General features: G+C 73.4%; 13 protein-coding genes. 5 read left to right on the top strand and 8 right to left on the bottom strand.

The annotated features are described in order from the left end of the window. Nucleotides 1-43: 43 nt before the first annotated feature. The 5 genes from HUT10_RS36445 to HUT10_RS36425 are packed head-to-tail and all read right to left on the bottom strand — an operon-like array spanning nucleotide 44 to nucleotide 11955. The gene (locus HUT10_RS36445) at nucleotides 44-1150 is read right to left on the bottom strand and encodes a glycosyltransferase (RefSeq protein WP_176175335.1); all 1107 of its coding nucleotides are present in this window, start codon (nucleotides 1148-1150) and stop codon (nucleotides 44-46) included. Next, the gene (locus HUT10_RS36440) at nucleotides 1147-1923 is read right to left on the bottom strand and encodes an alpha/beta fold hydrolase (protein ID WP_176175334.1); all 777 of its coding nucleotides are present in this window, start codon (nucleotides 1921-1923) and stop codon (nucleotides 1147-1149) included. The genes HUT10_RS36445 and HUT10_RS36440 overlap by 4 nt, the downstream gene beginning before the upstream one ends. Continuing rightward, complete coding sequence (locus HUT10_RS36435) at nucleotides 1911-2201, bottom strand: acyl carrier protein (protein ID WP_176175333.1); 291 nt, start codon at nucleotides 2199-2201, stop codon at nucleotides 1911-1913. The genes HUT10_RS36440 and HUT10_RS36435 overlap by 13 nt, the downstream gene beginning before the upstream one ends. After that, nucleotides 2198-6022, bottom strand: coding sequence for a beta-ketoacyl synthase N-terminal-like domain-containing protein (locus HUT10_RS36430; protein ID WP_176175332.1), 3825 nt, complete (start codon nucleotides 6020-6022; stop codon nucleotides 2198-2200). The genes HUT10_RS36435 and HUT10_RS36430 overlap by 4 nt, the downstream gene beginning before the upstream one ends. Beyond that, a complete protein-coding gene (locus tag HUT10_RS36425; RefSeq protein WP_176175331.1) occupies nucleotides 6016-11955 on the bottom strand; it encodes a type I polyketide synthase in 5940 nt (1979 codons plus the stop codon). The genes HUT10_RS36430 and HUT10_RS36425 overlap by 7 nt, the downstream gene beginning before the upstream one ends. Nucleotides 11956-12160: 205 nt before the next feature. Between HUT10_RS36425 and HUT10_RS36420 the strand changes: the two genes are divergently transcribed. Both HUT10_RS36420 and HUT10_RS36415 read left to right on the top strand, forming a co-directional pair. Continuing rightward, the gene (locus tag HUT10_RS36420) at nucleotides 12161-12946 is read left to right on the top strand and encodes an SDR family oxidoreductase (protein WP_176175330.1); all 786 of its coding nucleotides are present in this window, start codon (nucleotides 12161-12163) and stop codon (nucleotides 12944-12946) included. A 1-nt stretch (nucleotide 12947) separates the two neighbouring features. Further along, nucleotides 12948-13913, top strand: a complete 966-nt coding sequence (locus HUT10_RS36415; protein ID WP_176175329.1) for an aldo/keto reductase — start codon at nucleotides 12948-12950, stop codon at nucleotides 13911-13913. Here the strand turns inward: HUT10_RS36415 and HUT10_RS36410 are convergent. The 3 genes from HUT10_RS36410 to HUT10_RS36400 all read right to left on the bottom strand — a co-directional run bounded on the left by HUT10_RS36410 (nucleotide 13910) and on the right by HUT10_RS36400 (nucleotide 18268). Further along, a complete protein-coding gene (locus HUT10_RS36410) occupies nucleotides 13910-16402 on the bottom strand; it encodes a CHAT domain-containing protein (RefSeq protein WP_254897181.1) in 2493 nt (830 codons plus the stop codon). The two genes, HUT10_RS36415 and HUT10_RS36410, sit on opposite strands and share 4 nt — an antisense overlap. Before the next feature lie 209 nt (nucleotides 16403-16611). Further along, entirely contained in the window at nucleotides 16612-16803 is a 192-nt protein-coding gene (locus tag HUT10_RS36405) for a hypothetical protein (RefSeq protein ID WP_176175327.1), read from the bottom strand. 328 nt (nucleotides 16804-17131) lie between these two features. Then, entirely contained in the window at nucleotides 17132-18268 is a 1137-nt protein-coding gene (locus HUT10_RS36400; RefSeq protein ID WP_176175326.1) for a serine hydrolase domain-containing protein, read from the bottom strand. 100 nt (nucleotides 18269-18368) lie between these two features. On the opposite strand from HUT10_RS36400, the gene HUT10_RS36395 reads away from it, so the two are divergent. The 3 genes from HUT10_RS36395 to HUT10_RS36385 all read left to right on the top strand — a co-directional run bounded on the left by HUT10_RS36395 (nucleotide 18369) and on the right by HUT10_RS36385 (nucleotide 22362). Continuing rightward, complete coding sequence (locus HUT10_RS36395) at nucleotides 18369-18782, top strand: hypothetical protein (protein ID WP_176175325.1); 414 nt, start codon at nucleotides 18369-18371, stop codon at nucleotides 18780-18782. Nucleotides 18783-18812: 30 nt separating this feature from the next. Next, nucleotides 18813-19178, top strand: coding sequence for a VOC family protein (locus HUT10_RS36390; RefSeq protein ID WP_176175324.1), 366 nt, complete (start codon nucleotides 18813-18815; stop codon nucleotides 19176-19178). A gap of 1513 nt (nucleotides 19179-20691) precedes the next feature. Beyond that, nucleotides 20692-22362, top strand: coding sequence for a hypothetical protein (locus tag HUT10_RS36385; RefSeq protein WP_176175323.1), 1671 nt, complete (start codon nucleotides 20692-20694; stop codon nucleotides 22360-22362). Nucleotides 22363-22374 lie beyond the last annotated feature (12 nt).

Below are 22374 nucleotides of genomic sequence, written 5' to 3'. Positions count from 1 at the left end.
GTTCCGGCTTCAATCACGCGAGTCCCGGGCCGGATCACGCGAGTTACGTGAGGGACTCCAGGCGGGTAGCCGCTTCTTCCGCGCCACCCGCAGCCTCGAACGACTCACGGATCTTCTCCGCCCCCGGCCGGCACTCCTCCGCCGCCTCGATCGCCGAGCGGATGTCCGCCGCCTTCGCTCGGTCGAAGCGCAGCCTTACCCCCGCCGAAGCCGTCACCACCTGCTGGGCCAGCATCGACTGGTCGTCACGGATCGGGGCCACCGCCAGCGGTACCCCGGCCGCCAAGGCCTCGCACACCGTGTTGTGGCCGCCGTGGCACACCACCACCGATGCCCGGGCGAACGCCGCCACCTGCGGGATCCGGCGGGCCAACCGCACGCTCTCGCTCACCAGCGCCCCCGTCGGGTCCACCACCAACCCCCGGAAACCCGGCATCCCCGCCAGCGCGTCCACGCTCTCCGCCAGGAACCGCGCACCCACCGAGTCGTTCGACGTCCCCAGCGTCACCACCACCAGCGGCCGATCGTCCACAACGGACCACTCGGCCGACGACGAAGGCAGCGCAGGGCCGACGTAGGACACCGGCACCGCCAGCCGGCACTCCCCGGCCAGCGCTCGGGTCGTGAACGCCAGCACCAGGTGCGGTGAAAACCGCAGGTCCCCCAGCAAAACGCCGTGACGAGCGCGCAACCCGGCCTGCAGCTCCGAAACCCAGCCCGCGATCTTCGGCAGCGAACCCAGCGGGTCGGCCAGCTCGGTGGACGTCGACGCCGACGTCGCCCACGGCAAGCCGCACCGCGCGGCCACCAGCGCCCCCGCCATCGCCTGCTGGTCCACGACGACCACATCGGGCTCGAAAGCCGAGACAGCCGACGAAACCCCCGGCACCATCGCGTCCGCCAGCGGGACCAAGTACGACTCCCACAAGTACTTCAGCGCGGCGAACCCGCGCAATCCCGGTGGCCGCAACGACACCGCGAACGGCCCGGAATCCCCGGCGGGGAACACCGGACCGGCGACCAAAGAGGACAGTGCGGGCTCCGGGCCGCACCAGGCCACGGAATGCCCGCGCGCCGAAAGCACCGAAGCCACCCGGCGCAGCGGTGCCACGTGCCCGGCCAGCGGCGGCACGACCAGCAGGAACCTCACGCCGCGTGCCGTTCGACCCACTTCAGCACCAGCTCGCGCACCTCCCGGTGCTGCTCCACCAGCACCGAATGGCCCTGCCCCTCGAACACGTGCAGCTCGCCGTTCGGCAGCAGCGACGTCAGTGCCTCGAGGTCGTCGGCTTGGTAGCCGTGACTGCCCAAAATGGACAGGACGGGGCAGCCGATCGCCGCCACCTGCTCCCAGGTGAGCAGCGGGCCGAGCGGGACCTCTTCGGCCATCTTCGTCGACGTGATCCGCTCGGCCGCCAGCCGCGCCAGCCGCCGGTGGTGTGCGCTGAAGTTCGCCTCGATCCAGTCGAAGCTCTCCTCCACCTGCAGGAACCGGACGGTGTGCGCCAGGATCGCGCTCATCTTCTCCGCCCACACCTCGGTCGCCGGCTCGGATTCGATGCACACGATGCTGCGGACCCGGGACGGGTTGGCCACGGCGTAGCTGTAGGCCAGCGTGCCGCCGAAGCTGTTGCCCACCAGGTGCACCGGCCGGTCGACGCCGAGCTGCCGCAGCAGGTCGTCCAGGTCGGCGACGAAGTCACCGAGGGTGTACCCGCGCTCGGGCCGCTCGGTCTTGCCGTGCCCGCGCAGGTCGTAGCTGATCACGTCGATGCCGGCGGCCGCGACCGGCGGCGCCAGCGTGAGGTAGAAGCTCGCCAGGCTGTCGGTGCCCATGCCGTGCAGGAACACCACGGTCTCGGTGCCGCCGGCGGGCACGAGCTGCACATTCGTGCGCAGCCCGTTCACGGTCATCGTGGGCACGTGCGCTCCCCCACGAACCGGGCGATGTCGCCGACGGTCAGCCCGATGACGTCGTCGAGGTCCTTCTCCGCCAGGTACTCGGCGAGGTTGACGTCGGCGCCGAAGTGCTCGGAAAGGATGCTCGCGAAGGTCACCAGGTCGATGCTCTCCAGCTGCAGGTCCTCGTGGAACGTCGTGTCCGGCGTGATCTCGATGCCGAGCACCTCGGCGTCGCCGACGAGCTCGGTGAGCAGCTCGGCGACGACGTCGAAGGTCGCGGACGCGTGGTCGATGGTCATGAAGTGCTCCTGATGGTTGCGATGGCGGTGTCCCCGGTGAGCTCGGTCGAGACGGCGAAGCGCGGCAGGTCCCGGTGGTGCCCGGACACCGTGCCGTCGTCGTGGACGCGGATTTCCGCCGGGTAGACGGGTTCGCCGAGCCGGGCGCGGACGGCGTCCTTGACGGCGATCCGCCGCAGCAGCCAGCCGCGCTGCTGCCGCGGCGGGACCGCGGCGAACTCGGCGCGTTCGGCCGCGCCGAGGTAGATCCCGGCGTAGATGTCCCGCGCGGCGACCGTCGGCCAGCGGTCGGTGACGGCGACCGAGCCGTCGGCCCGCAGCTCGCCGAGCAGGTTCTCCGCGGGGAAGGCGTAGACGCGGTGGGCGGGGCGGTCGCACGGGAACCGGACGTCCCGCCACCCCTCGATGGTGGCCAGCACCCGGCCGTCACGCACCAGCTCGGCGGCCATTTCGAGAACGTCGGGACGCGGCAGCCGGACCCGCACCTGGCAGGTGACGCGGGTGCCCCGCGCCGGTTCCGGGCCGTGCCAGGTCAGCCGGCCGATCGAGCGCGGGAACGCCAGCAGGTCGTCGGTCCGGGTGGCCATCAGCCAGCAGCCGAGCAGCTGGCCGACGTTGTCGAGCAGGCCGCCGGGCGCGTCCGGGACGACCAGTTCGCCGCGGATGTGCTCCTCGCCGAGGCCGGTCAGCCGGGCCAGGCCCTGGTACGCCGGGCCGTGGAACATCTCGCGCCGCGCGTAGATCTCGGCCGCGGTCAGCGGCGGCGTGGTCTCCGGCCCGGGCACCGCGGACGGCGACGGCGGCGGCGCGTACGTCCCCACCTCGACCGTCATCAGCGCGTACGGCCCGATTTCGACGGTCACGTGGTCGCCGTCGCGGGTCATCGACAGCGGCACCCGCCGGGCCGGCGCGGCGATGAGCCAGCGGGAGAACACCGCGTCCCGCACCGCGACCGCCGTCGTGCCCGGCCAGGTGCGCTCGACCGCCCGGCAGGCGAGGTCGACCAAGGTCGTCGCGGGCACCACCGGCCGGAAGTCCGGCTCGTCGGGCCAGTCGTCGCGCTGCCGGAAGAACCGGTGGTCGCGCAGGTACGGCATGGCCGCCAGCGAGACGTCCACTGTGGACTCGATGTGCCGTCGCGCGGCCGCGACGACGTCCGCCGCGGCCTGGCGGGTTTCGGTGAGCAACGCGGTGAACTCGGCGACGATCGGGTCCGGCACCCCGGCGGGCAAGCTCTGCTCGTCCAGCAGGCCGCGGGCGGCTGACCCCAGCGAGAGCAGGGAGTTCCCGGTGCTGAGGCGGATCCGCCGTGGTTCGAGCGCGTCGAAGTCCGGGTCGCCGCCCTCGGCCCACAGCGCGGTGGTGAGCCGCCGCAGCTGGGCGAGCCCGGACCGGGTGCCGGACGCGGCCGCGACGACCAGGTGCCGCCGCTCGCCCAGCGTGTCGGTGACGTACGAGCCGAGCTGACCCGCCCCGACCTGCACGAACACCCGGAACCCGGCGCCGTGCAGCGCCTCGGTCAGCGCCCGGAAGCGGACCGGGCGCAGCAGGTGGTCCAGGTAGAGCCGCCGGACCTCGTCGGCGTCCGCCGGGTAGGGCCGCGCGGTCGTCGCCGACCACACGGGCAGCGCCGGTGCGCGCAGATCCAGGTCCGCGGCGAGCCGGGCGAACGGGGCGAGGTGCGGCCGCATCAGCGGGGTGTGGAACCCGGACCGGAACGGCAGGGTCGTGGCCACGATCCCGGCACCGCGGCAGGTCGCCGCGAACTCCGCGACGGACTCCGGCGGCCCGCACACGATCGTCTGCTTGATCGCGTTCTCGTGGGAGACGACCAGATCGCCGGGCAGCAGCTCGGCCACCCGTGCCGCCGCGGCGCCCAGCACGAGGTAGTCCGCTTCGGGCAGCTCGAAGCCGTCCGGCCAGTAGCGCGCCAGGGCGTCCGGTGCCGCGGTGTACATCCCGGCGGCCTGCATCGCGGTCCACTCCCCGACGCTGTGCCCGGCCAGCGCGTCCGGCCGGATCCCCAGCCGCCGCAGAACGTCGTCGAGCAGCAGCCCGGCCGCCGAAACGCTCGCCGCGCGGTCGAGCACGCTCGCCGTCGACCACTGTGGACGGTCGAGGCCGAAGTGCCGGGCGACGTCGTCGAGGCGCGGCTCGCCGCCCGCCTCCAGTCCCGGGTGGACGAACGCGGTCTTCCCGCCCGGCAGGAGGGGGTCGACGCTGCACCAGACGTCGCCGGCACCGTGCCACGGCTTGCCCGTCGCGGCCACCTTGGCGAGCACCCGGCGGGCCGTGGCCCGCTTGCGCTCGTCCGGGCCGACGATCCCGATCCGGCACGGGCCGTCGCCGTCGCCCTCACCGGGCCGGTCGAGCTCGTCCAGGAGTTCCGCGGGCGTGCGGGCGGCCAGCCGCAGCACGCGTTCCGGCTCCTCGACGCGCACCCGCCGCTTCGGCGCCGGGTCGCCCGCCTCCAGCACGACGTGCGCGTTGACGCCCCCGAAGCCGAACGCGTTGACCGCGCCGACCCGCGGCAGCGCACCCCATTCTTCGGCCTCGGCCAGCACCCGGAACCGCGTCTTGTCGAGCAGCGGGTTCGGGTCTGCGCAGTGCAGCGTCGGCGGCAGCACGCCGTGGTGCAGCGCGAGCGCCACCTTGACCAGCCCGGCGACCCCGGCGGTCGGCAGCGTGTGCCCGATCATCGACTTGACCGAGCCGATCACCGCGCGCGGCTCGCGGGCCGGGCCGAAGACGTCGGCGACCGTGGTCAGCTCGGCGGCGTCCCCGGCCGGGGTCGCGGTGCCGTGCGCCTCCAGCAGGCCGATCTCCGCCGGATCGCGGCCCGCCCAGGCCCGCCGCAGGGCGAGGGTCTGCCCGGCGACGGACGGGCTGAGCAGGCTCGCACCCCGCCCGTCGCTCGACGTGCCGGTGCCGCGGATCACCGCGTACACGCGGTCCCCGTCGCGGCGGGCGTCGGCGAGCCGCTTGAGCACGACGATCGCGGTGCCTTCGCCGATCAGCATGCCGTCGGCGTCGCGGGACAGCGGGCTGATCCGCTGGCTCGGCGAAAGCGCGCCGAGCTGGGTGAACAGCGCCCACAGCGTGTCGTCCTGCGTCTGGTGCGCGCCGCCGGCGAGGACGACGTCGCAGCGGCCGCGGGCCAGCTCGCCGATCGCCTGGTCGACCGCGACCAGCGAAGACGCGCAGGCGGCGTCCACCGTGTACGCCGGGCCGCCGAGGTCGAGCCGGTTCGCCACGCGGGCGGCGGCCAGGTTCGGCACCAGCCCGGCGGCGGTCTCGGGCCGGAACTCGCCGAGCGGTTCGAGCAGTGCCGTCCGCAGCCGTTCGAGCACGGCAGGCCCGGCCGACGGCATCAGCTCGCCGACCGTGCGGGTGATCTGCCGGACCGTGCGGACCCGCTGGTCGAAGCCCTGCAACCCGGGCGAGAGGTAGCCGCCGCGGCCGAGCACGACGCCGATCCGCTCGGGGTCGCCGAGCCGGCCGAGGCCACCGGCGTCGGCGACCGCGTCCACGGCGACGGCCAGCGCCGTGAGCTGGTCCGGCTCGGTGCCGTCGAGGGACGTCGGCGGGACGCCGTGGGCGACCGGGTCGAACTCCAGGGTGTCCGGCGTGAAGCCGCCGCGGCGGCCGTGCGTGCGGTCCGGGGCGGAGCCGTCGCGGCCGTGGAACTCCGGGTCGCGGCGGTGCGGCGGGACGTCGGTGACGGCGTCGGTGCCCGCGACCAGGTTCCGCCAGTACTGGTCCACTGTGGACGCGCCGGGCAGGAACACGCCCATGCCGGTGATCGCGACCGGGATCACCACAGCGACGCCGTGTACAGGACCGAGCGGTCCGTGCCGTAGGCCAGCTCGCGCAGCAGCGCGGCGGTGGCCTCGGCCGGGTCGAGGAGGGCGACGTCCCGGCGTTCGTATTCGCGCGCCAGCTCCGGCGACACCATGCCGGCGTGGTCGCCGTCCGGCGCCCACGGTCCCCAGTGGACGGTCACCGCGCGGCCCGGCCAGGTCGCCCCGAGCGCTTCGAGGGCATCGTTGGCGGCGGCGTAGTCGGTCTGGCCGCGGTTGCCGAGCACCGCGGCGATGCTGCCGAAGAAGGCGACGAACCCGGGCTCGGCGTCGAGCGCGCCGAGCAGGTTCCGCGCGCCGTCCACTTTGGTCTCGTAGACGGTGCGGAAGGACTGTTCGTCCTTGCCCGCCATGAGCTTGTCGTCGATGATCCCGGCGGCGAAGACGACCCCGTCGAGCCGGCTGGGGAGGTTCTTGACGAGGCTTCGCACGGCGTCGGCGTCGCGCACGTCGAGCGAGGTGTAGCCCGCGGTTCCGCCGGCGGCACGGATCTCGTCGAGGGTCCGGCCGATCTCGCGCTGGGCCAGGACGGTCCGCACCCGGCGTTCGATGCTTGCCACCGAGCCGCCGCGGCCGGCCAGCACCGCGCGCATCGCCGTGGGGTCCGCGGGCAGGTCGTCGGGCTCGCCCGGCCACGGCGTCCGCCCGGCGAGTTCCAGCCGGCACCCGGAGGCGGCCAACGCGACCGCCGCGCGGGCGGTGATGCCGCGGGCCCCGCCGACCAGCAGCACGACGGAGTCCGGGCCCAGGCCCAGCGCGGCGAGTTCACCGCTGCCCGGCCCGGCGCCGGAGTACGCGATCGACGGCAGGTCCACCGGCCGCGGCTCGACGGTGAAGCGGCCGGCGTTGTCGTGGACGACCACCGACGGGCCGTCGCTGAGGGCTTCGTCCACCAGCGTCTTCGCCACGTCCTGCGTGACCTCGACCAGCCGGGTCACGCCGTCGCGCTCCAGCGCGGCCGACCGCACCAGGCCACGCAGGCCGGGCACGGCGTCCGGCTCCGCCGTCACGAAGACGGCTCCCCGCAGCGCCTTGAGCCGGGTGAACACCTCGGTGAGGTCGCGGGCGACCAGCACGGTGATGTCCGCGTCCCCGGTGACGACCTCCGCCCCGGCCGCGGCGAAGGCGGCCCGCACGGCGTCGTCCGGCGCGGCCACGGTCTTCCCGCGCAGCCGCCCGGGATCCGGGTCCAGCGGCACCGGGACCCGTTCGAGCCGGTAGCGGCGCGGCGGAGCGGCCGGTGGCGTGGGCGTCAGCCAGCTTTCGAGGTGCGCGACGAGGGCGTTCGCGGTGCGGTCGCGGCTGAGCTGGTCGGTGCGGTCGTCGGCGGGCAGGCCGAGGCGGGACAGCAGCGTGCCGGCGATTTCGGTCCGCTTGATGGAGTCGATCGAGAGGTCGGCTTCGAGGTCGAGGTCGGCGGCGATCATGTCGGCCGGGTAGCCGGTGCGTTCGCTGATGACGCCGATCACCGTGCTCATGACGTCGGTGGCTTCGGGTTCGGGTTCCCGTTCGGGCTCGGTCACGGGTGCTTCGACGACGACCGGGAGCGGCGCCGGGGCGGGGACCGGGGCGGGCGCGCTGCCGAGGTAGCCGAGCATGACCTCCCGCTGGGCGGCGACGAGTTCGCGGGTGGTGCGCAGGAAGTCCACGATCGCCTGGTCTCGGCCGGGCGCGGGCTGGGTCATGGCGGTACTCCGGATTCGTCGGGCCGGGGGCAGGGCGGGGGCGGCGGAGCCGGGCGCGCGGGCGGACCGCCCGTCGACGGCCCAGGCGGTGGCGGCGGGTTCGGCCGGCTTCGGCCGGATCAGCCGTCCGGGCCGGACGTCGACGCCGGCTTCGGCGAGGGTGGTGAGGGCGGTCAGGAAGCTCGTGAGGTCGGGCCCGCAGGCGACGACGGTGTGCGGCCGGTCGCCGAGGATGTCCCGGACCAGCCGGGTGAGGACGCGCCCGGGCCCCGCTTCGACGAAGATCCGCGCCCCGGCCGCGTACATGGCTTCGATCTGGTCGAGAAACCGCACCGGGGCACCGATCTGCGCGGCCAGTTCACCGCGGACGTCGTCCTGGTACGGCTGGGCGGTCCGGTTGGCCCAGACGGGTTCCCTCGGCGTCGTAATGGTTTCTTCGTCGAGTTCGCGAGCGAAGACCTCGCTCGCATCGGCGACGAGCGGACTGTGGAAGGCACAGGCGACGGGGATCCGCTGCGCGCTGATGCCGGTTTCCTTGAGCCGCCTGACGGCCCGTTCGACGGCGGCCACGGGTCCGGAGAGGACAACCTGCTCGGGAGCGTTGTGGTTGGCGACGACGACATCGGGGCCGATGAGGGTGGCGGTGAGGGCATCGCGGGACGTCTTGACGGCGGCCATGGTCCCGGGCCGGGCGACCTCGGCGATGGCTTGCGCGCGGGCCCGGCTCAGGCGCAGGAGGGTCTCGGTGTCGAAAGCCCCGGCGACGGAGAGGGCGACGAGCTCGCCGTAGCTGTGCCCGGCCAGGAAGTCGGGGTGCACGTTGAGCTGGGCGAGAAGCCGGGCCACGGCGGTCTCGACGAGCCCGAGCGCGGGCTGGGCAACGCGGGTGTCGGTGAGGGCGGCTTCCCGGGCATCGACGGCTTCGGCGGTGAAGGCGTGAGCCGGAAAGGCAGTCGCGGCGATGTCGGGCGCGAGCCGGAGGACTTCGGCGAGCTCGGGGAAGTGGACGAAGAGGTCGGCGAGCATGCCGGTGCGCTGGCTGCCCTGGCCGGGGAAGAGGAAGGCGATCTTGCCGGGCTCGGCGGGTGCGGGCATCGGCTGCTCGAGCGCGCGATGCCTGCCGGAGCCGGCCGCGCCTGAGCCGACCGTGACCGCGCCGCCGCTTGAGCCGGCTTCCGCCGCCGCTGCGAGGCCTGCTGCGTGAATCTCGTGTGGACGAGCCTCACCCGAGCCGCCCGTCGCCGCGAGCTTCGGCCGCGCTGGTCCGCCCCCGCGCATTTCTCCCGATCCGCCGGCGCGGGCCGCCACCGTCCGCTCCAGCTCGGCCAGGGCCTTCTCCGCCTCCGGCGCCCAGTCGCGCAAGCCGTGCTTGCGGTCCGGAGCCACCGGCGCCGCAGCCAGGACCGCGTGGAAGTTCGTCCCGCCGAAGCCGAACGCGCTCACCCCCGCCAGCCGGGCCGGCGCCGCCCACGGCCGGGCCGTCGTGGTGAACGTGAACGGGCTGGCCGTCGCGTCCCAAGCCGTGTTCGGGTTCTTCAGGTGCAGTGTCGGCGGGACCACCTCGTGCCACAGCGCCAGCGCCGCCTTGATCAGCCCCGCCAGGCCCGCCGCGCACTTCGTGTGGCCGATCTGGCTCTTCACCGACCCCAGCACGCACGATCCCGCCTCCGCGCCGGCCTCGGCGAAGAAGCCGGTCAGCGTCCGCAGCTCCGTGGCGTCGCCGACCACCGTTCCCGTTCCGTGGGCCTCGACCAGCCCCACCTCCGCCGGCGACACGCCCGCGTCGCGGTACGCCCGCTCCAACGCCCGGCGCTGGCCCTCCGGCCGCGGCGCCGTCAGGCCGAGCGCCTTGCCGTCGCTGGCCGCGCCGACGCCCTTGACCAGCGCGTAGATCCGGTCGCCCGCTCGCTCGGCGTCGGCCCGGCGCTTGAGCACCAGGCACGCCACCCCTTCGCCCAGCGCGATGCCGTCGGCCGCCGCGTCGAACGGGCGGCAGCGGCCCGTCGGGGACAGCGCCCCCGCCGAGGTGAACATCAGGTAGTCGTGGATGCCGTTGTGCAGATCGACCGCGCCACACAGGGCCAGCGAGCTCGTGCCCGCGCGCAGCTCCTTCACCGCGAGGTCGAGCGCGGCCAGCGACGAACCGCACGCCGCGTCCACCGTGTAGTTCGCGCCGCCGAGGTCGAGCCGGTTGGCGATCCGGCCGGAGATGACGTTGGCCAGCGTGCCGGGGAACGTGTCCTCGGTCGGCTCGGGCAGCTGCGCGAGCAGCTCGGACGGGACCTCGTCGAGGTAGCCGTCGAGCAGGGAGCGCAGCGTGCCCGCGTTCGCCAGGTCGCCGCCCGCCTCCGCGCCGAACACGACACTCGTGTGCTCGCGGTCGAAGTCCCGGTCGGCGTACCCGGCGTCGGCCAGCGCGCGGCGCGCCGTCTCCAGCGACACCAGCTGCGCCGGGTCGATGCTGCCCATCGCCGACGGCGGGATGCCGTACGCGAGCGGGTCGACGTCCACCGCGGGCAGGAACCCGCCCCACTTCGACGCCGACTGTCCGAAGTAGACGTCCGGGTCCCAGCGCTCGCGCGGGACCTCGGTGACGGCGTCTTCGCCGCGCAGGACGTTCGACCAGAACGCGGGCAGGTCACGCGCCCCGGGGAACGTGCAGGCCATGCCGATGATCGCGATGTCGCCGGAGTCCGCCGCCGGTTCCTCCGGACGCGCGAACGTCCGGCCCGAAGCGACCTCGCGGTGCAGCTCGGCGATCGTCGTCCGGCGGTCCCTCAGGACGGCCACCTCGCCCGCCATGAACATCCCCTCGGCGAGCTGGGTGGCGGCGTCGAGCGCCTCGCCGTCGCGGCGGACGCCCTTGCTGGCGACGCGCGATCGTCCGGCGTTCAGCTCCTCCAGCCGCTGCCACGCTTCGGGTGTGTTCCCCAGACCGGCTTTGACCTGTGCGAACTCCGCCGTGTACGGGCTGGGCAGGCAACGCGTGCGGTGACCCGGCGCGGTTTCCAGTGTCACGGTGGCGTCCGCGGCGAGTGCGCGGTCCTGGAACAGCCCGGTGATCGCACCGTGCTCGACGGCCTCCTCGGTGAACAGGTACGCGGTGCCCATCAGGACGCCGGCGGCGTCGAGCGGCTCGGCCATCGCGGCGACCATCGCGGCCGAGCGGGCGTCGTGGATCCCGCCCGCGAAGAGCACCTCGACGTCCTTCGCGGCGCCGAGAGCCGCCAGTTGCTGTTCCCACAGCTCGAAACTCGCCCGAGGGCCGACGTGGCCGCCGCACTCGGCGCCTTCGAAGACGAACCGGCGGACCCCGGCGTCGAGGTACTGGCGGAGCAGGACCGGCGACGGCACGTGCAGGAACGTCGCGATCCCGTCGGCCTCCAGCGCCTTGGCCTGCCCCGGTTTCCCGCCGGCGACCAGCACGCACCGCGGCCGCGCCGCCCGGATCGCGGCGAGCTGGGCGGCGCGCAGGTCGTCGGGGACGAAGCCGAGGATGCCCGCGCCCCACGGCCGGTCGCCGAGCCGCTCGGCGGTCCGGGCGAGCAGCTCGGCGGTGCGCGCGCCGTTCGCGGTGGCCACCGCGACGAACGGGAACCCGCCCGCGTCGGCGACCGCGGCGGCGAAGCCCGGCTGGTCGCTCACCCGCGTCATCGGGCCCTGGACGATCGGCAGCGCGCTGCCGAGTGTCCGGCACAAACCCGTGCCCAGCCCGGCCGCGGGCACCTCGGCACCGACGATCCGGCCGACGTCCACAGTGGACTCCACGACGACGCCCGCCGCGCCGCCGGCGAGCGCGCCCACCGCGGTCCGCGGTCCGGCCACCCGGCCCCAGACGGGCACGTCGAAGGCGGTCAACAGCTGTTGCAGCAGAACGAAGTCGCTCAACGCGCCCCGGCCGGCGACCAGGCCCAGCGCGCCGCCGCGAACGGCCTCGGCAGCCGTGGTGACGTCGGTGACCTCGGCGAGCGCTCCGGCCCACGGCGCCTTCGTGCGGACAGCGAAGGCCGCGCCCGCGGGCAGCGGGCCGTCGGTCCGCACCGCGTACGGCACCCGGACGCGGGCCGCGACCAGCCGCAGGTCCGCCGGATCGGCGCCGTCGAGCACACCGAGGCCACCGCTCCGGGCGACCGCGGCGACCACGTCGGGATCACCGGTACCCAGACACCGGAGCCGGCGAGCGTGCGACGGCGGGACGAGCTCGGCCATCGGCGGACCTCCTGTGCGCGGGGCGTTGCGATCTTCAGGAATAACGCACGAGGCACGGGAAACGCAATACTCGTGCTACCGTGCAAATCTGTTGAACAAGACAAGATCATGGCACTGAACAGCACTTTTATCACCCGCATCGCAACTTGGAAATACATTTCCCGCACGCAAGTGACAATGTGAAGATGAAATACCTGGAGCCCGCGTGGAACTGACTGGACGGGTGGTCGCGCTGACCGGCGCGGCACACGGAATCGGGGCCGCCATGGCCCGCCGCTTCGCCGCCGAGGGCGCGGCCGGGGTGGTCGTGTCCGACGTGGACGCCGACGGCGCCGCGGGGGTGGCGGCCGAGATCACGGCCGCGGGCGGACACGCCGTCGCGGTGACCGCCGACGCGACGTCCAAAAAGGACCTGAAGGCCCTGGTCGCGACGGCCCGCACCGAGTTCGGCCGCCTCGACGTGTTCTGCGCCAACGCGGGGGCCGCGTTCGGCACCGGCGTGCACGCGGGCGACGAGCAGTGGCAGAAGTCCTGGGAGATCAACGTCATGCAGCACGTCCACGCCGCCCAGGTGGTGCTGCCCGCGATGCTGGCGCGCGGCGAAGGGTACCTGCTGATCACGGCGTCGGGCGCCGGCCTGCTCGGCATCCCCGGTGACGCGCCCTATTCGGTGACCAAGCACGCGGCCGTCGGGCTCGCGGAGTGGCTGGCGATCACCTACCGGCCGCGCGGGTTGCGGGTCAGCGCGCTGTGCCCGCTCGGCGTCCGGACGGCGCTGCTGGAGCCCGGCATCGCCGCCGGCCACCCGGCCGCACTGGCCATCGCCGCGGCGGCGCCGCTGATCGATCCCGAGGACGTCGCCGAAGCGGTCGTCCGCGGGCTCGACAAGGAGGAGTTCCTGATCCTGCCGCACGAATCGGTGCGGGAGTCGTTCGCGCGCAAGGCCGGCGCGGTCGACGCGTGGATCGACGAGATGGCCGTGGGAGGCTGACGTGGAGTACCGCAGGGTCGGCGCGAGCGGGCTCGCCGTCAGCGAGATCGCCTACGGCAACTGGCTGACGCACGCCTCGCCGGGCTGCGTCGCCGCGGCGCTGGACGCCGGCGTCACGACGTTCCACACCGCCGCGGCCTGGGACGGCGGCGCCGCGGAGGCCGCGTTCGGGGCGGCGTTCGCCGGGGTCCGCCGCGACGACCTGGTGCTGTGCACCGGCGTGTTCTGGCCGGAAGGCCCTGGCCCCAACGACGCGGGCCTGAGCCGCAAGCACGTGATCGCGTCCCTCGAAGGCTCGCTGCGGCGGCTGCGCACCGGCTACGTCGACGTCTACCAGCTGCTGCGCTTCGACTACCGCACGCCGGTCGCCGAGACGTTCCTGGCGCTGTCGGACCTGGTCCGGCAGGGGAAGATCCGGTACGTCGGCACGTCGGAGTGGACGGCCGAGCAGCTGCTGCAGGCCCACGAGGCCGCCGCGCGGTACGACGTGCCGCTGATCGCCAACCAGCCGCACTACTCGATGCTGTGGCGGGTGCCCGAGGCGCAGGTGATGCCGGTGGGCGCGCGGATCGGCGTCGGGCAGTTCGCGTCGGTGCCGCTCGCCCAGGGCGTGCTGACCGGCAAGTACCGGGACGGGCGGATCCCGGCGGGTTCACGGGCCGCCGCGCTCCCCCACGCCCGGCCGTTGCTCATGCCGGAGCTGCTGGAGCGGGTGGAGCTGCTGCGCGGTGTCGCGGACGACTGCGGCCTGACGATGGCCCAGCTCGCGCTGGCGTGGACGTTGCAGCACGAGACGGTCGCCGCGGCGGTGGTCGGCGCGAGCACGCCGGAGCAGGTGACGGAGAACGCCAAGGCCGCCGGCGTCCGGCTCGACCTCGACGTGCTGACCCGGGTCGACCAGCTGCTCGGCAGCTTCGTCCAGACCGACCCGCGGCTGGTGTGGTCGCCGCCCGCGCAGCTGGCCTAGCCGGCGCCGAGGCAGACGAACGGGCGGCGGAACGGGTCGACGGCGATGGCGTCGGCCAGGGCCAGCGCCGGGCTGTCCCGGACGGCCAGCGCGCGGTAGTAGTCGTCCATCGCGGCCGCCGAGGCGAGGTCGCCGACGCGGGACAGCGGCGCGATCACCGTGCGGGAGCCGCTGGCCAGCAGCGCGCTGGCGAAGCCGAGGGCTTCGTCGCCGGGCCGGATCCGGTTCAGCGCGAGCTCGCACGCGGCGAACACGACCTGCCGCGGCGGCTGCCGCAGCCCGGCCATCTCGTGGCCGAAGAGAGCGCCGTCGGCGAGTTCGAGCCGGGAGAAGAGCGCGTTCTCCGGCTCGTGGGCGCCGTGCGCGGCGAAGTGCGCGAGCTTGGCGCCGTCCATGGCGCGCAGCACGGACTTCACGGTGGCCTTGGCGCCGGTCATCGTCGTGGCGGTGCGGTAGTGCGTGGTCAGCTTCTCGAGCTCACCACGGGCACCGGCCAGCCCGGGACCGCGCACGAGCACGATCTTGCGGGCCCGCGACGACCTGGTCAGCTCGGCGGCGAGCCAGGCGGTCGCCGACGGCGCGACGACGGTCGGCCGCCCCCGCAGGCCCGGCAGCACGCCCCACGGAACGGCGTAGAGCGGCCCGGTCGGGACGATGACCAGCTCGCGATCGCCGATGACCTCGGCCAGTGGCTGGATGAGCTGGGTGTCGAGCTTGTCGGCCTGCTTGTGCGCCGACGCCATGACGACCTCGGCCAGCCGTTCGGGCAGGTTGTCGGGCGCAAGAGCATCGAGGTCGACGTTGAGCACCCGCGCGGACTCGGCGGCGGCCCCGGCGGACCCGAGCCGCACGAGCCGGCACTCACCCCCGGCGATGACGACGGCGACGAGCTCGTCCCCGGAGGCGGCGAAGCTGACCATGGCCCGCTCACCGAGCCGCGCGACGACCTCCGCCAGGCCGGCCACCGGCCGCGGCCGCCCCCACCGCCCGGTGTGCCAGCCGAGCCGCTGCGCTTCCCGAAGCCGTTCGTTGTACTTCGCCCGCAGGGCGGCGATGGGGTGCCCGTCGTGCTGGGCTTCCTGGATGGCCTGCCCGAGCCCCCGCACCTCGGCAACGCGCGCGGCGAGCTCCGGGTCGGTCCCGGCGGAGAGGGGTTCGTAGCGGTAGGTCTGGGCCCGCGTCCGTTCGAGCCAGACGAACAGGCGCCGGGCATCATGGCGTTCGAGCACGAGCTTGACGGCGAGGTCGGCGAGCTCCTGGCCGTGCAGCGCGGTCCCGGAGACGAGGTCCAGCCCACCCATCCGATCCCGGACGGCGTCGAGCTCGGTGAGGCCCGACCGGATTTCGGTGAGCGCCTTGGCCCGATCGCCCCGCGCGACGGCGAGCTCGGCGCGGCAGAGCCGGCGGAGCATCCGGTAGTCGATGGGGGTGAGCTGCCCGGGCCGCGGGACCTGCTGGAGCGTCTCGACGGCCCGTTTGAGGTTGCCCCGCCGGATGTCCAGCCGCACGGCGAGCATGCGCGCGGTGGCGGCCTGCTCGGCGAGCTGGGGAGCCGGCATCTTCGCGGCGAGCCGGAGCGCGCGTGTCGGAAGGGCCGCCGGGATGTCGGCGGCCCGCAGGGCATCACGGGCGTCCGCTTGGAGACCGGCCAAGGTGGCGTTGGCGATGCAGGTCTGGCAACCGACACGCAGCATCTTGCGGCGGGCGGAGTCGGCCATCTGCCGTGCGAGCTCGATGTCGTCGGTCATCAGCGCCGCGGTCGCCCGGTACAGCTCCGCCCGCGCCACCTCGCGGCTGATGCTCTGCTGTGCCACCAGCTTCGGCAGCACCTCGTCCAGGTGCGCACCCGCTTCTTCGGCCAGCCCGGCCGCCAGCAGTGCTTCCGCCTGCTCGAACCGGAGACCGTCCGGAACTCCCAGCTCCAAGGCCCGGTAGGTCCGCTCGCACTCCTCGTAGAAGCGGAGGGCTTCCGGAACGTCACCGGTGCGCAGGGCGAGCATGCCCATGGTCCGCCGCATGTCCGCGGCGACCGTGCGGAGCTCGAACTTCTCGGCGAGCTCCAGCGAGCGATTGAGGTCGTCCTGGGCGGCGCTCACGTTGCCCAGCCGGATCTGCACCCAAGCTCGCGAGGACAAGGTCTGCACGAAGGCACCCATGCGCGTCTCGGGAGCCGGCCCGTTCGCCAGCCGGTACTCCTGGTGCGCGACGGAGATGTCGAACGAAGCCAGGCTCTCCTCGTTGCGGCCGACGCTCATCAGCCGGGCCGCGTAGTTGTGGTTCAGGGCACCGTTCAGTTCGGCCTGCAGGACGGGGTCCGGCACCGCACTGATGAGCAGCCGCACGTCGTCGAGCCCCGCGAGCCCCGCCGCGAGGTCACCGCTGATCTCCGAGGACAGCGCCGCCATGAGGCTCGACAGCCGGATCCGGGCGACAAGCCAGTCGGTCCGGTACTCGGCCGCAACCGGGTGGATCGAGTCCAGCATCGTCATGCCGCGACGAAGCAGCCGAACTCCTTCGCGGTAGTGCTTCAGGCAGGATCCTTCAGCAGCTTGTCGCTGAAGGCCGCGGACCGTCTCGATGACTTCGGTCGGGTCCAGATTCGTCACAGGCACACTCCTATGACATCACAGCAAGTCGCATAAGAGAGCCCGCCTGCCAGGCGAAGATCGGCAGGCGGGCGGTCACGAATCGATGAACTTCAGGACTTGACCACCTGGTAGCAGGGGTTGCCGCAGTTCGGGACCACGACCGGACCGTCCTTCGGCTTCTCCGGGACGTGGTCGATGTGCACCCAGCCGAACTCGTCCGGCTCCGGGTGCTCGGCCACCGGGCCGGCCGGGTCGGTCGGCTCGGGAGCTTCTTCCGGCTTGACATCCGTGGGCGTCGACATGGTCGATCTCCTCTCCCCTGGGGATCTTCATGGGGACGCGGCCGTGACGGTGAGTCCCCCTCGTCGCGAGGCCCTCTCCCCGCGAACGGCCCAATAGTTTCACATCGGAGCAATGATCGGGAGAGTTTTCGCTACGGAAAGTCAGTCCGAAGCGCGTGAGCAGGGTTGATGTCCCGACCGGAACGTCCTAACGAGTGAAGTCTGTAACGACGTCCACTCCGGACGTGCATGACCTGCGCTTTCCGGCCGCCGGACGGCAGGTGTTGCTCCGGGCACGCACCGTGACAACCGGACCGGCGACCGGGGCCGGGATGTCCTGCGTGGACGGTCAGGCGGTCGCCGCCGCATGGACGGCGCGGACCAGGCGGGCGTTCTCCGGGGCCGCGCCACCCGGGAACGCGAACCGGCGGCGGTTGTAGCCGTACGCGAGGCCGCTGCGCGGGTCCGCGAACGCCTGGGAACCGGCCGCGCCACTGTGGCCGAACGCTCCCTGGCCCAGCTGCGGGTAGTTGTCCGAGACGATCGCGAAGCCGAGCCCGAACGCGTTGCGGTTGCGGGTGGCGAGGTCGTCGCCGATCGAGTGGATCTGCGCGAACTCCGCGGCCGTCTCCCGGCGCAGGAGCGGCTCCGGGCCGCTGATCGCCGCCGCGTACATCCCGGCCAGACCGCGAGCCGACGCGACGCCGCCCACCGACGCCGGGCTCAGCGTGCGGACGACCTTGAGGTTCGGCAGCTCCCACAGCTCGGGCACCTTCGGGTGGTTCCGGTTGAAGGCGATGCCCGTGATGCTGTTCGGCGCGGTCGCGTTCGCCTGCAGCTCGGCCAGCTGCTCCGGCGTCGGCAGCATCGGCTGGGTGGTCAGGAAGCGCGGCTCCAGCTCCTCGGGCAGGCCGAGGTGGAAGTCCAGGTCGAACGGCTTCCGGACGCGCTCCTCGAAGTGCTCCTGGATGCTGCGGCCGGTGACGCGCCGGACGACCTCGCCGGTCAGCGCGCCGATCACCAGCGCGTGGTAGCCGAACGCGGTGCCGGGCCGCCAGTACGGCCGCTGCGGGGCGAGCCGCTCGGCGATGACGCGGTCGTCCGCGATCTCTTCGCCGGTGAACCCGTCGTCGGCGCCCACGACGCCGGCGCGGTGCGCGAGCAGCTCCCGCAGGGTAATGCCGTCCTTGCCGGCGGCGCCGAACTCCGGCCAGTAGTGGGCGACCCGCTCGTCGAGGTCGAGCACGCCGTCCTGCACGAGCAGCGCGACCACCAGGTGCGCGGCCCCCTTCGTCGAGGAGAACACGCCGGTCAGCGAGTCGCCGGTGATGTCGGGCCCGGTCCACAGGTCGACAACCCGCTCCCCGTCGACGTGCGCGACGAGCTGGGCGGCGTAGTCACCCCCTTCCGCGGCCGCAACGGCGGCGAACTCCTCCCGGACGGCCTCGAACCCGTCGGCGACGGTTCCCTCGATGTGCTCGGACATGGCAGCTCCCTCAGTGATCAAACGCCTGCGCCAGGAAGCAACCCACGGGAAGCCGAGGTATTCCGGTAACACGCGACCGCCCGGACGGGATGTTCCCGGCATGGGGGAGCTCGAGGCGGAGGAAACCACCACCCGGGCCGGCCGCGGCCTGGCGATCGCGTCGCTCGCGATCGGTGCGGCCGGCTTCACGCTGGCGGTCGCGACCTGGGCGGCGTGGCTGATCGTCCGGCCGGGGATCGTCTCCGCGTGGCTGCTCTCCTGGGTCACGCAGGCGTTCGTCCTGGTTCTCGGAGCGTTGTGGTTCGCGCTGCTGCCGATCAGCGTGCTGGCGCTGGTGTTCGGCATCTGCGCCGGCTCACGCACCCGGCCCGGTTCCGCCCGGATCGGGGCCACGCTGGCTGTGATCACCGCCCTTCTGGCGTTGTCGGGTGCCGCGGTGTTCGCGACGACGTCCTGGCACCGGATCGGCCCGCCGATCGCCTACTTCGACCCGGGAACCCCCGGACCGCGGTAGAGAACCCGCCGCGCGGGTACCAGTCCGATCATGAAGCTGACCTCCACCGTGCTCGGCACCCCGGAACCCCGGGCGCTGGCCGAGTTCTACTCGAAGCTCCTCGGCTGGCCGATCCGCACCGACGAACCGGAGTGGGTGACCCTGCGCCCGGACGACGGCAGCGCGGGCCTGTCGTTCCAGCTGGAGACCGGCCATGTTCCCCCGGTGTGGCCCCCGGCCGAGGGTGCCCAGCAGATGCAGCTGCACCTCGACATCGAGGTCGACGACCTTCAGGAGGCAACGGCGGCGGCGACTGCGGCGGGTGCGGTGGTCGCGGAGTTCCAGCCGCAGGATGACGTGCGGGTCTGTTTTGATCCGGCCGGGCATCCGTTCTGCCTCTGGACGCGCACGGGGTGACCTTGGACGGGACCCGGGCCCGGCCCGCGGCGCGGTACCGGCGCAGGCTGAAAGCCGGTTTGCCTCCGAACCCGCGAGGGGTTCACGCTGGAGCGGTCACCTGCTTTGGAGATCCGTCGCCTCGCCGTGGCTGGTTGACCGCCTCGGCCTTCACGGTTACTGCTCGCCCGGTTCGATAGCCCCGCGCGGCGGCCGCGGGTCGCGGTGATCCGCAGCCGGTAGCGAGCGTGCACGGCCGAGGGGCTGGCACCGGCAGCGGAGCAGCTCGCCATCGTCGGAGCCTTCCCGGACCCAGTCGCTCGGTCCCGCGCCAACGTTCGCCGAGTGCCCTCGGAGCCGCCGCAGGGCGGCCTTCAGCCCGAGCGGAGCGGTTGCCGAGGTCGAGGGCTCATGGGTACCGGCGGAGGAGCTCGGTTTGCCGCGGTTCCACTCGATCCGGGCGGACCTTCCTCGCCGGTGGGCCGGACGAAGAAGGCGGTCGCGGCTATCGATCTCGCGCGGAACGGGCGCCCGGAGCCGACCGGGAGGAGCGGCTGGCGGCCGAGGATCGTGAACGCCGGTTCGATCTGGTGCACGCGCCGCTGGTTCGGCTCACCCTGATCAAGGTCGCGGCCGCTTCCTGTGGAACGCGCACCACATCGCCACCGACGGCTGCCGATCCTCATTCGCGGGCTGGCCACGCACGGCCCGGCGGCCGTGCTGCCGGAGGTCGCGCCGTTCCGGAGCTACACCGCCGGGGGAGGCGGCGGTGCGGTAGGGACGCGTAGACGCTGCGCCGCCGCTGCCGGACGGTCAGGGCGGGCACCCCGAGCCTCGCCTGGCTCGGCCGCCAGCACGAGCGGAAGCCCGGCAGGCATGGCGCGAAGTCCTCGACGGCCTCGCCGTGCCCACGGAGGTGGCGCCGGAGCTCGACGGCCTCACCGAGCCCACGAAGGCGACGCCGGAGCTCGACAGCCTCACCGAGCCCACGAAGGCGACGCCGAAGCGCGACAGCCCACCGAGCCCACGAAGGCGACGCCGAAGCGCGACAGCCCACCGAGCCCACGAAAGTGACGCCGAAGCTCGACGACCTCACCGAACCCACGAAAGTGACGCCGGACCTCGACAGCCCCACCGAACCCACGAAAGTGACGCCGGAGCTCGACGGCCCCACCGAGCCAACGAAGGGGGGCGCCGGAGCTTGATGGCCACCTGACCGCGGTGCCGGGCCCGCCGAGCTGGTGCTGCCGGCACGGAAGCACTGTCCGGGTGATGCGCGCGGAGGTGCTGTGCGTCGCCGGGAGCCACTTCGTGGAGGCCGCCCGCATTGGCGGGGCCCGGCGCACACGGGTGGTGCTGCGCCACGTGCACCGAGGGGGGTGTCGTAAGCGTGGCGGGTCGCACCGGCGGCCGGGAGCTTGGTGAGTGTTGCGGACCCGGGGGGCGCGCGTGGGGTGACGCCCCGCGTTCGAACGGTCACAGGATCCGCTATGTTCGGCTGAGGTCCTGTTCTCGGCGAACGGAGTTGAGTCCTGTGGGGGTGCACCGGATCTGGCACCACGGACTGGTCCCCACCGAGGGAAAACGCCCCCTGGACGCGTTGCGCAGCAGGCTGATCAGCCGCGAGAGGCAGCACGACGACTACACGGTGACCGATCTCGGCTCGTCCGATGATGGCGGTTCGCGCCGGTGTGATCTTCAGTTCGCGTACGAGGGCAGCGAAGGCCGCTACTCCGTTCAGGTATTGCTTTCGCTGTGCTACCGCGCCGGCGAAGATCGGGTGACGTGGTTGCTGACCGCTGCGTGCACTCGGCCGTGGCGCAGCTGCCACGACGCTCCCGCGCAGCGGATCGGGCTGGAAGAGCTGGGCGCCAGCGGTAGCGACGAAATCCCGATCGAGACGCCGGTGCTGGCGATGCGGGGCTGGTCGCGTAAGGAGTGCGACCACCTCGCCGACCTCCTGGGCGAGGCGTTGGTGGCACCGTGGCGCTCTTCGGCGGTGCTGGTGCTCACCGAGCCGCCGACGGTGCCGGTCGAGGGGTGGCCCGGGCTGGTCAACGTCTTCGACGTCGACGATCGCTTCCGCCACACCCTCAACCGGCACCTGCCGCTCGGCTGCGCGGTGCCGCAGGGCGCGCGGCTCTACGTGCCGCCCTGCGACCAGCTTCCGGACTTCGTCGTCACCGAGAGCCCCGTCTCCGGCGAGGCGCTGCAGGGGGCGATCACCCGGCTCATCCAGGCCCGCGGCCGGACGCCCCTGCCCGAGGAGTGGGCGGACGTGCCGAGCGTGCGGGCCTGGTACGCCGCCGATCCGTTCGCCTCGCCGGAACGCGAGCCCGACGCCGAACTGGTCGAGAAGCTCGGCCGCGCCGAGCGCGAGCTGGCCGAGGCGCGGCGCGTGATCACCATTCTGCGGAAGAAAGCCAAGGCCCACGCCGAGGAACGGGACCGGCACGCCTGCGAGGTGAAGACGCTCCGCCGCCGGCTCGAGGACGCGTGCGCGACCGACGTCGCCTGCCTGCGCGACCAGCTCGCGCAACTGCAGGCGGAGGCCGACGACTACGCGCGAGCATTCGAGGAGACCGAGGCCGAGCGCGACGAGCTCCGGCGCGTCAACGGGCTGCTGGCGGGGCGGCTCGCCCGCCACCACGACGCCGACGACGAGGTCGCCGACGCCGGGCGCCCGCCGGAGGACTTCCCGAGCTTCGCCGAGCTGATCGGCGCCGCGGCCGCCTCGCTGAAGCACCTCGCGATCACGGCCGAGCCGGCGCCGGCCGCGATCCTCGACCACCACCCCAAGGCGGCCGCCTGGCGCCGCAAGGCCTGGGACGCGCTCCGCACCCTCGACGCCTACGCCGGCGCCCGGACCTCCCTGCTCGACGCGGGCCAGGACCCGGGCCCCGAGCTCTCGGACGTGCTCGCCTTCGCCCGCACCGGCCAGCCGGGTTCGCTGATCAGCGCGAACATCATCGCCCTGGCCGAGTCCGACACGGTGACCACTAACGAGCGGCTCCGCCAGGCCCGCACGTTCCGCGTCGACCCGCGGACGAACCCGGCGGGCCGCGACTACTTCGGCGCCCACATCGCCTTGGAGCGGTTCAAGTCGCCGGCCCCGCGGCTGCACTTCCTCGACGACACCGACCGCACGGGCACGGTGTACGTCGGGTACCTCGGCGCCCACCTGCCGACGTCGAAGACCAACTGAGCGAGAATCGCG

Origin of the sequence: Amycolatopsis sp. Hca4 (assembly GCF_013364075.1) — a bacterium.
GTDB lineage: Bacteria > Actinomycetota > Actinomycetes > Mycobacteriales > Pseudonocardiaceae > Amycolatopsis.
This window is presented reverse-complemented; position numbering and strand designations above follow the sequence as displayed.